This is a genomic window from Lysinibacillus contaminans, from assembly GCF_001278945.1.
Lineage (GTDB): Bacteria > Bacillota > Bacilli > Bacillales_A > Planococcaceae > Lysinibacillus > Lysinibacillus contaminans.
Genome location: NZ_LGRV01000003.1, coordinates 212,256 through 227,273, shown reverse-complemented (window position 1 = coordinate 227,273; position 15,018 = coordinate 212,256). Strand labels below are relative to the sequence as shown.

The following is a 15,018-nucleotide window of genomic DNA, read 5'->3' as shown; positions in this document are numbered from 1 at the left end:
TAATTTTCTCCTCCTTAGCCTTCCGTACGCTCGAATTGTGATAAGAAACGCGTATCATTTGTATAGAAATGACGAATATCATCCACGCCGTATTTTAACATCGCAATACGCTCTGCACCGATACCGAACGCGAAACCAGATACTTTCTTCGGATCATAACCGGCCATTTCAAGTACGTTTGGATGCACCATACCCGCACCTAAAATCTCAATCCAACCAGTTTTCTTACATACGTTACAGCCTGAACCGCCGCACTTGAAGCAAGAAATATCCATCTCAACAGAAGGCTCTGTGAATGGGAAGAAACTTGGGCGTAGGCGAATTTCACGCTCAGCACCAAACATTTTCTTCGCTAATGCATCTAATGTACCTTTAAGATCACTCATGCGAATATTTTCGCCGATTACAAGGCCTTCAATTTGCATGAATTGGTGAGAGTGTGTTGCGTCATCGTTGTCACGACGGAATACTTTCCCAGGGCAAATAATGCGAATTGACTCGCCTTTTTTCGCTTCCATTGTTCGCGCTTGTACTGGAGACGTATGCGTACGCAATAATATTTCCTCGGAAATATAGAAAGAATCTTGCATATCACGAGCAGGGTGACCTTTAGGTAAATTTAGTGCCTCGAAATTATAATAGTCTTTTTCCACTTCAGGGCCTTCTGCGATTTCGTAGCCCATACCAACGAATAAGTCTTCAATTTCTTCAATAACACGTGTTAATGGGTGACGGTTACCAACTGCAATAGAACGACCTGGTAACGTTACGTCAATGGCTTCCGTTGCTAATTTTTCAGCAATCGCTGCTTCTTCAAAAACTGCCACTTTTACTTCAAGCTGTGCAGTTACGTTTTCACGCACAGTGTTCACTAAAGCTCCCATCTTCGGGCGTTCCTCTGCCGATAATTTCCCCATACCTTTTAATAAATCCGTAATGGGACCTTTTTTCCCTAAATACGCCACACGCACATCATTTAATTCTTTTAAGTTTGCTGCCGCTTCAATCTTTGCTAACGCTTCTTGCTCTAACTGTTTTAATTGCTCTTCCACGTGTAAAACCTCCTTATAAAAATGCATAAAAAAAACCCCGCCCCTAAGAAAGGGACGAGGACATAATTCGCGGTACCACCCTAGTTATTGCGCGACAAAATTACGCGCAATCACTTCATTGACATAACGACTAAGATTAAAGCCGGCTTACCTTTACAGCACACGCTGGTCCCGGTAGCTGCTCGCGGGGTGAATTCAAAACTGCATTGTACGGCGACGGCTTTCAATCAAAGGCCTACGCTCCCTGTCGTCCATTCACAATCTTTACTACTTCCCGGTCAAAGCATTTACTATAAATTATTTACATTCAAATGTGATTATACAATAATATGCCACTGCAATTCAAGGGGAATACCATACTCATGTAAGTCTATCAGAAATTCCCCATTACTTTTTCAGCTTTGTCATCTCATCTGCAACAAACTGTACATTCGTCCCAACGATGACTTGAATGCTATGCGGCCCTACAATATTAATGCCAAATACGCCTGTGTCTTTAATTTGCTTTTGATTGACCCTCCCCATCTCTTTGACTTCAATACGTAAACGCGTCGCGCAAAAGTCAATAGATTCAACATTACTAGCACCACCTAAGCCTGCGTAAATATCAGCAGCTATCTTCGCAAAAGATGAATTTGACGATAATCCTACCTTTTCCTCTTCCTCATCCTCACGCCCAAGCGTTTTCAAATCAAATTTCACAATTAAAAACCTGAATACAAAGTAGTAAATCACAGCAAACACTAACCCCTGCAACACCAACATCAATGGCATATTGGCTAGTGGCAATCGCATACTTAAGAAATAATCGACAAACCCTGCACTAAAGGTAAACCCCGCAGTCCATTGGAAGGAAGCCGCGATGAATAAAGAAAGACCTGTTAACGCCGCATGCACCACATAAAGCATTGGCGCTAAAAACATGAATGAAAATTCAAGTGGCTCTGTAACACCTGTAAAGAATGACGTAAAGCCTGCTGCCAATACTAAAGAAGCCACTTGCTTTTTCCGTCTGGTTTTCGCCGTATGGTACATCGCAAGACCCGCAGCTGGTAAGCCAAACATCATAATTGGGAAAAAACCAGCCTGATACATGCCTGTTATTCCTTTAACACCCGAGCCGTCCCAGAACTTCCCGATATCATCAATACCAATTGTGTCAAACCAGAATACTGAATTTAACGCATGATGTAACCCCGTAGGTATTAATAGACGGTTAAAGAAACCATACAAACCAGCGCCAGTAGCACCTAAAGTACTAATGCTTTCACCGAATGATACCAATGCGCCAAATACGATTGGCCAAATATAAAATAAGATTGCAGAAACACCAAGCATCACGATCGAAGCCATAATCGGCACAAGTCGCTTGCCACTAAAGAACGCTAAGAAATCTGGTAACTTGACTTGACTAAAACGATTATACAAGGCTGCTGCTATCAAACCTGAAAGAATACCTATAAATGCATTATCAATTTTTTCAAACGCAGCATCCACACTCTCCACATCCACACCTTGTAAGAGTGCAACTGTGTTTGTAGACAGCATCGTCGTCACAACCAAAAAAGCCACTAGACCACTAATTGCCGCTGAGCCATCCTTATCCTTTGCCATCCCAAAGGCAACCCCGACTGCAAACAATATCGGGATATGATCAATAATCGACGCCCCCGCCTTAATTAAAAACGCCGCTAAGACACTGCCCGAACCCCAGCCAGTAGGTGAAGGGTCAATCCAATATCCAATCCCCATCAAAATAGCCGCTGCAGGCAACACAGCAACCGGTAACATCAAAGAGCGACCAAGTCTTTGTAGATATTTCTTCATACGAAACGATCCCCTTTTCATAGTTAATGAGGTAATGACTTTAAAAATATGTGATTAGGAATGAGAGCACTTGCATTTACCTTCTAGTTGTCTAAACGCACCTCCCCTATCTCTACTTCACAAAAACTGTCATTAGCACGGTTTCGCCCATAATACCTTTCGTTGACCCTTCGAATTGTATTTGTCGGTCTACGCTATTTGTGATGACAATTGGTGTAATGATACTCTTCGCATTTGCCGCTATAAAATCCCAATCTACCGCGATTAATAATTGCCCTACTGAAACGTTATCCCCTTCCTTCACCAACACAGTGAAGCCCCGCCCATTTAGTGAAACCGTTTCCAAACCGATGTGAACTAAAATCTCTGTTCCATCCTTTGAACGAAGACCAATCGCATGCTTCGTTTCAGCAAGGAGAATAACCGTCCCAGTAATTGGCGCATGTATATGCCCCTTTGTCGGCAACATCGCCAACCCCTCACCTAGCATTTTTTGGCTAAAAACAGGATCAGGCACTTCCTCAAGCGGCACAATCACCCCGTCTACAGGTGCATAAATGCGCAACTTCCGTTTCCCGAATAATTTTGATAGCATCCGCACGACCTCCCTTGCATATATCACGATAGAAGGACTCAAAAAAATGTATACTCCACTATATTGTTATGTCGGATGATGTAGAACGGAAGAAAGCATGGCACACAGGAAAAGAATGAAAAAATTCTTTTACTGTTTGTTAGCTCTATAAATTGATGCTTTCTATTTGAATATTACCCACAAAAAAACTAACCCTAAAAAGGATTAGTTCAATAAATTTTGCACCGCTCGTACAATACTTGATGGGTTTCCGAGTATTTCTTGTTCCTCAATCTGTTCTGCACCAACAATTAACGTATTATCTTTTAATGCAAAACGATGCTCCGCAAATTGAAAGGCCACCACGAAACAAGAATCTGTTAAACGTGATGAATCCAGTTCGACGATGATATCACGTGAAACACGACGCAATGCTCGCCAAATTGCAAACTCTACTTTGCTTCGTACAAATAAATCTTGTAAACTAATCGCCTCTTCTAGATTTACTTTTGTCGTCATAAAGTTACCCTCTACAATGCTACCATCTACATCAATACCCATATTAGTAGTCCAAGCATCAATCTCAAAAACAATCGAATTCTGCTTTTCCTGTAGAACTTTGATTTTTCCATGTTCAATACGTAATTCACCTTCAATATAAAGCACAAGCCATTTTGCTTGTGAGAAGTTTCCTGGCAAATCAACTGTTAAAACTTCAATTTCGCGTTCCTTTAAATCATAAGAGGGAACCTTAACAAATAATGCTAGATCTTCTTGCGCTGTCCGCTTTGGTTCAAGCAGTCCAATTGGTAAGATCCCTTCTTTTAGTAACTCATCTCCATTTTTATTCAACAAATTATGAATCACTTCTGTTACAAGCTCTGTCGCGTTCGGCAAGAATGGTAAACCGCCAATGTTCACCGTCTCAATGCTTTTATACAAAGGATGTTTCTTAAACCCTTGGCTATCTTTCCACGGGAATAACACATATGCCCCGAACGCAGTACGCTCATATGCCCCGTTATTAGCTACAACAATAGCATCACGGTAACGGTGCATCGTGTTAATGTCTTCTTGTTGCGGAGAAGGCCCTAATTTACTACTAAAATCAATTTTATACTTTGCGTCGAAAATATATTGGAACTCGTAGTTTTTACCTTTTTTCGCAATACTCAACATCGAATCTGGCTTTTGCTGTACAGTCGGAACTTGTTTTCCTGTATCATACTGATAAACTAACGAAATTTTTTCACCCGTTACTTTATGTTCAAATGTACGCTCAATACGTTGACCATCTGTTAAATTTACAAATAAACCATTCGAGTTAAATTCAATGATGTTTTGCGTTAGCGTATGGCACTCTTTTGATAAAATTTGACCTAGCTTTAAAAACGTCCAATATTCGTAAAGCTTCCAAATATTTTTCAAAGACATTTTATAAAGTTCACCTTGAAGAACAATACTCTGTGCTAGAATTGAATAAATTTGATGTACTTCACGGTATCCAGGTGCCATTTGTAACACTAAGCTATGGACTGAGCGATCTAGCTGGCCGATGCTCCGCCAAAAAGGTGAATGTAATCGCTTCTGCATCCAACTTTCAGTAACTCTTAAATCATCTACTAATTTTGGTGAAAGAGTATGTGTTTTATCCTTCGACTTAATCACTTTTTCAAGGACTTCAATTAATCCATGCAACCTCGACGTTATACGCTGAATTGTCCATTTTACATAACGATTTTCAAGTGTATCGAAAGTTTGCTCCTTTTTCATGAGCAATCCTTTAGTCGGCATCATTTTCTTTCCCGCAATATCAAACCCTTTACCATTAGACATCTCCACGAATTGCCGAGCATTTTTTCGTAAATAAGCACGTCCGCTACTATCTTGCTTTCGCAAACTCTCACCACGTACTTCGTTATAATGCTTCGTCAGTTGATGATGTGGCATGCGCTCAATTTGCTCAATAGCCTTTTTATAATTTTCAATATGCGCTGAAAATAATCGGTAAAACTCACCGAGCGTCGGGTCTTTATAATACTTTGCTTCGCCTAATACGTATGTACGCTGCACAAAATGATACGCTAAATTATAAAGCTCTTCCTGTACTTCAAATAATAAGTCCTTATAATCTGTTTTGTAGTCAAGCTTTGTCGGAAACACTTCCATGAGCACATCAAATAATATCGTATCGCCTTCACGTATTTCAAATGAAGATAACCCTACTTCATTTTGAAAATGTAATGTGCCAGATAAAAAATTCATTCGCTTCGTCTTTGTTACCGCTTCTCGGAAAGGTTCATATTCATGATAAAATGATACTTCATGCCCTTTTTCAGGTTCGATGATAATTTGATAAAAACCATTTTCAAAAAATATCGGTGGCAACTCTTGACCTGTATACGGTACAAGCTCACCTGTCCGTGCGTCTAATATTTCCGCACTACGCGCTTCACCTAATGAATCAAAATGAAACTGCATCCTATCTTGCACACTATACGGGACAAAGCGATTATGATAACGGTCGAAATTCAAATCTCCTTTAACAACTAACGTAAACGCATCCGTTACAATACAAAGTAGCTCAATGTTTTTACGCGATCCAGAAGGAAGTGAAGCCATCCGCATCTAACCTCCCTAGCATCTCCTCAACTTTAGCGATACTCTTTGGATATTTAGGCTCTAAACCATCTTCTGTTTGAACAGTCCATGATTCTTTTAAACCTATTAATACCGCACGAACAACTTGTCCACCGCTAATACGAGGTAAAATCTTTTGCATATAGCAAAAATCCATCGCCTCATCTTCACTAAGTATATTAGCTTCTGCATTATGAACCATATAAAAACAGATCTCGTCTCGAACACGATAACCAACTTGGGCGTTTGCATTCGCTAAATGAACATTGACTGCTTCAAGATCTCTTGAAATCTTCTTAATAAGATCCTGGTGCTCCTTAAATACATCGATTAAATGAATATAACTCGCTTCTAGATTTTCATTAGAAATCACCTTTGCCGGCACTATTTCAGTAACCTCTGTTAAAAATTCAAAATGATTGAGCTCAATTTGGTTAAATTCTATTGTATTCGCACGATCTAACACTTTTTTACTAAACGGATGTGTCGTCTCGTCCATATTAACTGTCCCAACAATATAAAGATTGTTCGGTAAATATAGCGGTCCTTTTGGTGATTCACCAAACGCACCTTTTTGATAAAGCTTGGGATCTACAAGTGGTGAAGATGTAATTCGACCGTCCTCACCTTTCTTTCGACTTTCCATAACACTAAGTACATCACTAAAGTAATACTCTACTCGCGCCAAGTTCATCTCATCCAATAAGGCAAAGTGTGGTAGCTCAGGATAATTCATTGCGTGCTCTACAATCTCTGCAAGTGGACCCTTTTTATACTCTTCCTGCAGCGTTAAATACCCTAGCAAATCCGAACTATCGCTCCAATCAGGACGTACAGGAATTAACTTAAATCGTCCATTCTCTTCAGTTGCACCAATACTTTCAGCAAACAGTTGGACAATCTTTGTTTTCCCTGTTCCGGAAATTCCGGAGATTATCACAAATGGTTTGCTGCGGAGAGATAAATAGAGGTTTTTAATATTTTCAAGAGAATAGTAAAATCCTCTCGAAAGAATAAAATTATAAATAAATAACGACAGTTCTGTATCATCATCTTTTTTAGGAGGTTCAACTTTACCTTTATTCATTTGACCCAAACTCCCAATGTCATTGAGTTTTTTCTCAACAAATTGAACCACTTCTCTATTTCCCATTTCTACCAACGCTACTTCATTTTCACCTCGCCCTTTAATTTTATAAATACTACTATTCTCTTTAACTCCATATTGCCATTTTCTTAATCGTGGATTGCCTGGTGGACTGTAAATATAATTAGGGTCTGTGAGCTTAGATAAAAACTCATCTAAATCTCCAATTAATAACTTTTCAAAAAATCTAATAATAATTAGTTTTATTTTTGCTTTTGCAATTAAATTTTTCACTTCAACAATTGTGTTATAGTTCACATCAAAAAGACCACCAACTGCTTGAATCGTAGGCGATAATACAAGAATATGTTCATTTTTAAAAATAACAAATGAACTTACTTTTTCTAATTTTAAATCTTGCGTTAGTAATTCTATATTCACTTCAGATTTTTCTTTATTAAAAGCCATAGAAATTCATTCCTTTCAGAAATTCAGGTCGGTTTTTTTAATAATAGAGTGCTCGTGGTTCCCACGTTAATACCTAATTTCTCTCATGGATTCAGCTGCCCAACCTTATTTAATTAGTTTATTTTTGTATAGTTGCCAGCCACTCATCGCATCACTAGGAACCGTCAAATCATTATCCTAATAACGACATAAAATACGATTATTAGTGACTTTCTCTTCGATTGTTTGCACACGCTCACGTCCTATGGCCACGTTCAGCCGGAACGGAAATCAACCCCAAGTTATAGTGATGATCCATTAATTACTTTGTATTATTAATATAGCTCCTTGCGAATTCACAAGGAGCTATAATTATTATACCAACTGACTCAACGTAGCAGCTGATTCTTTTTTAAATTCTTCCCAACAAGCTACTTGCTTAGCCCATTGAGTTACATTTCGATCACCAGCAGAGTCTTTTAGGAAAGATAATGTGTTTTGAGCAATGGTTCTTACAGTGCTTTCCCAACTATCTGATACGGCTTGCTTATTCCAGATTTCCATTAAATCTATTTGTTCGCCATATAAATAAGCTAGCATTGCTACCGTGTAATAAATTACATTCGCTCTATATCCTTTAAGTCCCATTTGACTTACAATATCGGTAACATATGAATTAATAATTTTTCTTGAAATTAATAATTTATAATAATCTCCATCAATATTCTTTATACTTGATACTCCATCTTCATCCTCTAAAGGCTTCCAATATTGGGCATTAAGATTCATAAATTGTTTAAAGGCTTCTTCCCCACCTTTACTTGATACATGAGGATATCCTTCCCAAGACATAAAGTACTTTGCCAGTTCAACTTTCGTAATGACATTATCTTTAGGGTAAACTTTTTTAAAGACAGTTTGCTCCTTACCTTTAGTTCTACGTCCAATATCAACCATATATTGACCACGTGCACGTTCGAAGTACCATTTAGATTCCTCTTTACGATTATCTTGACTAGGAATCCACGTACTTCTTGAGTATTTTTCAATATCAGACATAAACCTAGTGTTAGCTAGTAAATCAGATTTATTAATTTTATTTTGTGTATTTGCATACTCCGATATTTTAGAAACCAAGTCATCTTCTAATAAATATCGGTCTTGTTCGTCTTCAGCAACTTTAATAATAGTTAATTTTGCTTGTATATATACTCCATCTAAATCTTCACCACTTTTATAAGCTTGGTGTATAGAAGCAGTTGTTTGGCCACCATTAACAATTTGCCAACTTGTTATTCGCGAAATACGATAAAGGTTTGTATCACCAATTCTTTCAATATCTCCACCTTTTGCTACACTTGAAATACCATTGTTATAAGCTACAAACATCTCTCGTTGTACTGGATCTTTTAAAGTATCCCTAATTCCTTTATTTGTTCCACCACGAGCTTGTAGGAATGAGCGAACATTACGCTCTACTAATTTCGGGCCCCATTCATCATAAAGCTCAGCTAATAATTTTGCTGGTATAAAACCTATATAACAATCAAAATCATAGTTGCTTTGGGAACCACTATTTTTTGGTACGTACATCATTTCTATAGCTTGTCCGTACTTCTTTTCAAATTCAATATCAAAATCACGCATTCCTTGCTCAGCTTCAGATAGTCGATAAACTCGATCCATATCCCATACATGTATATTTACTGTTTCTACTCCAGGTATACTTACTTCAACTGGCTTATTCGTCAAATAGAATTTACTTGTTAGCACATAAATATCTACCTCTTCAATAGCATTTCTATTTTCATTTATTAGCTTTGCAAGTTCTCTAAACTCTAAGCCCTCACTGGAGTTAAAGTAAATACCATTTGAATTAGTATAAAAACGTTTGGCTTTATTAGCCAATTCTGTTATTGCCGTTTTACTGATTTCCGGTAAATTCTCTTCATCGAAATCGATATCATAATCAACTACATATAAACTTAACGTATTCGCCTCTTCTTCGTACATAAATCCATTTATTTTAATATTGCCCTTTATATACGGCACAATAATTGAAGGTTCATCTTCTTGATTCATATAAGATAACATTTCTGTGAAAAATGGCGTTTCTCTGCTACCAATTGCAGTTCCTTTTACCTCTACTGCATCTATAAACTCTGTTAAAAATTCTATTTTTTTTCTGTCTTCCCTCATACTTCATCAACCTTCTTTATTCGAATAATAAACTTTATCTGTTTCAATTTTATAATCGATACAATGAGACAAATCAATTGAATATGATACATTTGATACGCCAACAGGTAAATCATTTCTTGTTATCTTCGGAAATTGTTCTGTTACTTCGTAGGCTTCCTCATTGTGTATATAAAAGAAAATATCATTATAGATACCATCTAAAATATATAGTTCAAGTAAAAAATCATTAAACCGAACTAGACCCGTTTGGGATCTTGCATTTAATTGTGACCGTATAGAATCCATTAAATTCTGAATCGACAATCCATCTGACTGTGTATCTTCAATTTTAAGAACATATAAGTAGATTTTCTGTATTACATCACTTAATTCCAGCTGCGTTTCATTTGAAATACGTATCCCATCATGAATTTTCGGTGACGTCGTTTTAATTTCAACTCCGATATTCTTTTTCACAAAATCTACTCTATGTCTTGTCGGCCCCTTCCAAGCATCAATAATTAATGGTGGTTCATCTTCGAATTTCCTTAGCCAAGAGTCTATGTAGTATAATTCGCCGAATACCCCCATTTGTTCTTCCAGGGAAAGACGTATATTTGACTTAAATCGGAAGAAATTATGCCAACGATCCAGTACCCCATAGATGACTGTAGACAAAGGTTGGTCCTCATTTATTAAAATGTGGTCAACTAAGCTTTGTAGCAGCTTTTCAAAAATTTCTTCACTACCTTCATCATCTTGAGCAATAATTAAAAAAACCTTCTCTTTTAAAGGACCAATCTTCTCAAAAAACTCTTTGGTTACGGATACTCCTTTCCATTTAGGAAAAGACTTCATTTGATCATCATTCCAATTTTCATCCGTGATATCAATATAGATTCGTCGTTCTTTCGTAATTAAATCTATCCCTATCATCATAATAGGTTCATTAAATTGGATTGTTTTAAGTTTATAAACTTCTTCATTCTGCGCTGTTTCGGCTTGGTCTATTAACTTTCGGAAAGCTTCTGTAATATTAATCATTTATACACCTCGCTTAACAGTCTTATTCACAACATAATTACCATCTTTTTCAACAACAATTCCTTCATCATCCTCAAATTTTTCTGTTATTTCTGGGAAAGAGAATGCAAATCCAATCGGTACAAATTTTTCATTAAAGTCGTAGCTTAAAGCTTTGAATCTCTTCACTTTTGGATGTAAAGGATAAATCAGCAGAGCTGGATTATTTACATTACGCTCCTCTTGGCTAGCTATATTTAAATCAATAAATTCCTGTTTACTCGCAACTAAAGCACCTATATCAACTGTGTCTGATATCCCATCTACTTTTTTAGTTACAGCACGAATTACAGCACTATCCAATTGGAGTTTCCCAAGACTTACAGGGTATTTTTGAATTCCCTCATTTACTACATCTTTTTTCTTTAATGTAGACACTGTACCATCTACTACAATTACATTAAATTTATTTAATTCCTCTTGAACATTCATTCGTTTAATAAAGGCTGCAATATCTTTACTATTCACCTTATTAACTGAAGCAGCAGTTTGATATTCTTCTAAATATTCAATTACCAAATCACTAGGAACATCACGAGCAATATAATATGACGTATCCCCAGTTTTTTTATTGAATGGTTCTTCGATTTTATTAATTAGATTTATAGTCGCATTCATATTTTGTCGCATTGTTGATTCTTTTGCATCGAAAATACGAGTTTGTCTCATCATACCACTATGACTAAATAATTTTTCTGCAGAACGCATTTTAGCCATACTTGTAACCATCATTTTCTCATGAGCTAACATTTTTACCGCATAGCCTTCTGGCGTAATATTTTCATTATTTGCCACGTATTCAAATTGTTTTCGAAGTTCGACCATAACATATGCCATATGTTCAAAGTAATCCGCGATTGTTTCAGAAGTATATATACGGCATAAATCCATATAGCCTGTTCTAAACCCAAACCATCGACCCATTTGCATTAATGTGTCATACATATTTGTTCCACGATAGTAATATGAAACACTTAGGCCATCAAGTGTTAATCCTCGGGATAATTTATCTCCACCAATCGCTATTACATTTAGACCAACATCTTTATACGTTTCATATTCTAAAGCTTCCCCACTATGTCCATTTATCTCCATTATGCGAACGTTACTCACCAGAGATTTAATCTCTTTAAACACAACTTTCCAATCATAAACGGTAAGTTTTTCATCATATTCTTGCTGCACTAGCACGTGATCATTCAAATATAGATTTTTTAAAGAGGCAATATATTCACTATCACTGTTATATAAAATATCGTTACATAACTCTTGATAATATTTTTCTACTACTTCTTTCATAGCACCTTGTGTATCCGTAAATCGTGAAGTATGGATAAGCATCGAATTATGTTTTCCAGTTTGACCTCGGAGATTACGTATTGCTATCGCAATTAAAAATGCTAAAATTGCTTCTCGCATCGATTCTGGAACCTTTTTAAATTTTTCAGAATCAGTTGTTTTCTTCATACTATCGAATAAATCCAGATCTTCCTCTTTTAAATGTCTTATAAATAATGGTTTATCATCTTCCATATAACCTGTTACGTTGAAATATTCGGCCGGTCCACAATAACCTTTTGGTTTAGGTAATGCTACTACAAAATCTTTCGGATATAAATCTTTACCTGCAGTATCATGTTGCGCATCAGTTCGAATTAGAAGGTTCGCAAAAGGAGTAGCTGTATATCCTACATAGGCTTTCTTTTTAAACAATTCTAATATTTCTCTAATTAGTTTATTTATAGTTTTCGGATCTTCCTCTTTATTCGCATTAGAAGTATCCACACTAGCTTGATCTGCTTCATCATCTATAATTAATACTGGTACATCTTCATTTTTAGTTGATAGCATTATGCTTTGAGATAAAATTTCTTTTAAAGATTCCAATACAGATTTATTTTTTTTCACAATCAGTAAGTTTCGAGAAAGAAAATCCCGTTTTTTTGTATGAGCTAAAGTGATGTCCTTATCTTTAGTAGTCCATGTGTCTACAAGTGGACCATCAATTCTAATTTGAGCTACCCCAATTATTTCATCTGTATTTTCATCAATTCCGCCAACCACTTCTTCTTCTAAACGAATTTGTGTCTGAGAGCGTAAGTCATTATGCATCCCGGCTAGTACAATAACTAATTTATAGCCCACATCAAACGCTTTATTAATTAAGCCCGTAAAATTGGCTGTTTTACCCGATTGAACATATCCAAGTACCAAACCACGAACGTCAAAATCTTCTGTACTTTTAGGATTGCCAATAGAATTAAGAATTTTGTCCGTAGATTCATTGATAGATTCTACAGTTTCTTTTTCCCACTTCTTATATTCTAAAAGATATGTTTTATATCTTGGCCAGAAAAATGAATACGAGGGATGCGTACTTCCAAACCAGTTTTTCGCTCCGTTACCTTGCATGACAGGAGTCTTTGGGATATCAATGGTCCCCCCGTAAGTTTCATACATTTCTAATGCTAAACTTTCTAAATCTGATTTTTTAACATCATAATAGCCATTTTGCAGTTTTTTTTCTGCGATTGCTTGTGCTTGCTCAAAAGGTGAATCAATACCAGTATTTTGCATAACTTGAAATATCGCTTTAAATGTAGCTTTATAATCTTCTCTCATAGCTTCATTCATTTAACTAGCACTTCCTTTTCAATAAAATTCCTAATTGTTCTTCTATTAATGGATTCGAACCCTGGCATTAAAGATATCGAGTCGACAATTGATTCAACCTCTATTTCATCATTAAATGAGAATAAACTATTTGCTAATTCTGAAATGATGAATTTTTTATTATCATCTAACTCTTGAATATCTTCTTCCTTTTTCAGCATTGAATCAGATTGAAGTAAATTGATTGGAGAACCTGATTCGACAAGTTTTAAATAAAAATTTAATTTCCTTCTAGTCTCATCATCTATTTGTTTTAATACTTCCATTAAAATAGGATGATTTCTATTTAATATATATGAGCTATCTATTTCATCATTATAAAGTTCCCAAGTGTGCAGTGACCCTTTCATTTTACCTGTTTTATTTGAAGGTTTTGCACGATATAACATTATTTCTTTAGACACTTGTCTATAGTATTTCCCTATCGCTTTTAGATTTTCTTTAGCGTCTTCAGGAACTGAAATGCTCGACTTCTTAATGTCAATTTTCCAATCTTCATCTGCATCATTTGTAAAATCAATTTTTATTCGAACTAACTCAGAAAAATTATCTTTAGTAAACATGCCAAACCAATCACCGAAGTTCACTAATCGACCTTCTCTGTATATATAAAAGCCTTGTTGATCACGCCATCCCTTAACACCTGCTGCCTCCTTATATTTTGTTTCATTGAATGCAGAAGGGTGTGGTAATACATATGGAGTGATTTTCACTCTTTTTCTATTAACTCGAATTATTTGAGTTTCTCCTTCAATAGTTTTAGGATGTTCACTTAAAAATGGATCCCAAGGGACTAAAAAATTATTATTCATAAATATATTTAAATTATTATTTAATTTTAAGTGAAAGACCATTTCTAGATATTTTTTAATTCTACCAACTTTTCCATAGAAACTACTTGATTGAATTACTTTTGGTGTGCCATATCCACTAAAACGATCTAATTTATCTATTAAAATAATTGTTCCTTCAGATTCAAATTGTCCCATTCTTTCTTTTACTTCTAGAGGGATTTTTTTAAAAAGGGCCCATTCATTATTTTGGCTAACATAATCTAAATCCCAACTACGTTCTGAGATAATTCCATCCTTTTTTGTTAGTACACTTAAACGTTTACCTAATGAAAAAGATGCAGTTTTTAACCCCATACCAAATCTACCTAGTTCATGCTGCTTTCTTTCTTCACGCGGATCTTTTGAACCTATTGTCATAGCTATTTGTAACTCTTCATCTGACATTCCTGTTCCATTATCTTGAATAATAATGTATCCATCGCCAGTATTATATTCAAATGTTATATGAATATCAGTTGCCCCAGCATCTATGCCATTATCTACAATATCTGCAATAGCTGTTTGTGCATTGTAGCCAATATTTCTCAAAGATTGTATTACAGGAGCCGCTGACGGTCTTGTTAATATAGTATCCAATTTTATCATCTCCAACTAATTACT

9 protein-coding genes are annotated in these 15,018 nt (G+C 36.0%); all 9 read right to left on the bottom strand.

Annotation, left to right across the window (positions count from 1 at the left end):
• Positions 1-14: 14 nt before the first annotated feature.
• Positions 15-1,052 (bottom strand): phenylalanine--tRNA ligase subunit alpha, encoded by a 1,038-nt coding sequence (gene pheS, locus AEA09_RS03490; protein ID WP_053582524.1) that lies wholly within the window; start codon positions 1,050-1,052, stop codon positions 15-17.
• A gap of 387 nt (positions 1,053-1,439) precedes the next feature.
• Complete coding sequence (gene nagE, locus AEA09_RS03485) at positions 1,440-2,879, bottom strand: N-acetylglucosamine-specific PTS transporter subunit IIBC (protein ID WP_053582523.1); 1,440 nt, start codon at positions 2,877-2,879, stop codon at positions 1,440-1,442.
• Between the two features lie 112 nt (positions 2,880-2,991).
• Entirely contained in the window at positions 2,992-3,474 is a 483-nt protein-coding gene (locus AEA09_RS03480) for a PTS sugar transporter subunit IIA (RefSeq protein ID WP_053582522.1), read from the bottom strand.
• A 204-nt stretch (positions 3,475-3,678) separates the two neighbouring features.
• The gene (locus tag AEA09_RS03475) at positions 3,679-6,075 is read right to left on the bottom strand and encodes a restriction endonuclease-like protein (protein WP_053582521.1); all 2,397 of its coding nucleotides are present in this window, start codon (positions 6,073-6,075) and stop codon (positions 3,679-3,681) included.
• Positions 6,047-7,648: an McrB family protein gene (locus AEA09_RS03470; RefSeq protein ID WP_053582520.1), complete on the bottom strand. Its 1,602-nt coding sequence runs from the start codon at positions 7,646-7,648 to the stop codon at positions 6,047-6,049. Before AEA09_RS03470 ends, AEA09_RS03475 begins: the two co-directional genes overlap by 29 nt.
• A 354-nt stretch (positions 7,649-8,002) precedes the next feature.
• Complete coding sequence (locus tag AEA09_RS03465; protein WP_053582519.1) at positions 8,003-9,826, bottom strand: AIPR family protein; 1,824 nt, start codon at positions 9,824-9,826, stop codon at positions 8,003-8,005.
• A gap of 6 nt (positions 9,827-9,832) precedes the next feature.
• Positions 9,833-10,852 (bottom strand): PD-(D/E)XK motif protein, encoded by a 1,020-nt coding sequence (locus tag AEA09_RS03460; RefSeq protein ID WP_053582518.1) that lies wholly within the window; start codon positions 10,850-10,852, stop codon positions 9,833-9,835.
• Positions 10,853-13,525, bottom strand: coding sequence for a Z1 domain-containing protein (locus tag AEA09_RS03455; RefSeq protein ID WP_053582517.1), 2,673 nt, complete (start codon positions 13,523-13,525; stop codon positions 10,853-10,855).
• Entirely contained in the window at positions 13,522-14,994 is a 1,473-nt protein-coding gene (locus AEA09_RS03450; protein WP_053582516.1) for an ATP-binding protein, read from the bottom strand. The genes AEA09_RS03455 and AEA09_RS03450 overlap by 4 nt, the downstream gene beginning before the upstream one ends.
• Positions 14,995-15,018 lie beyond the last annotated feature (24 nt).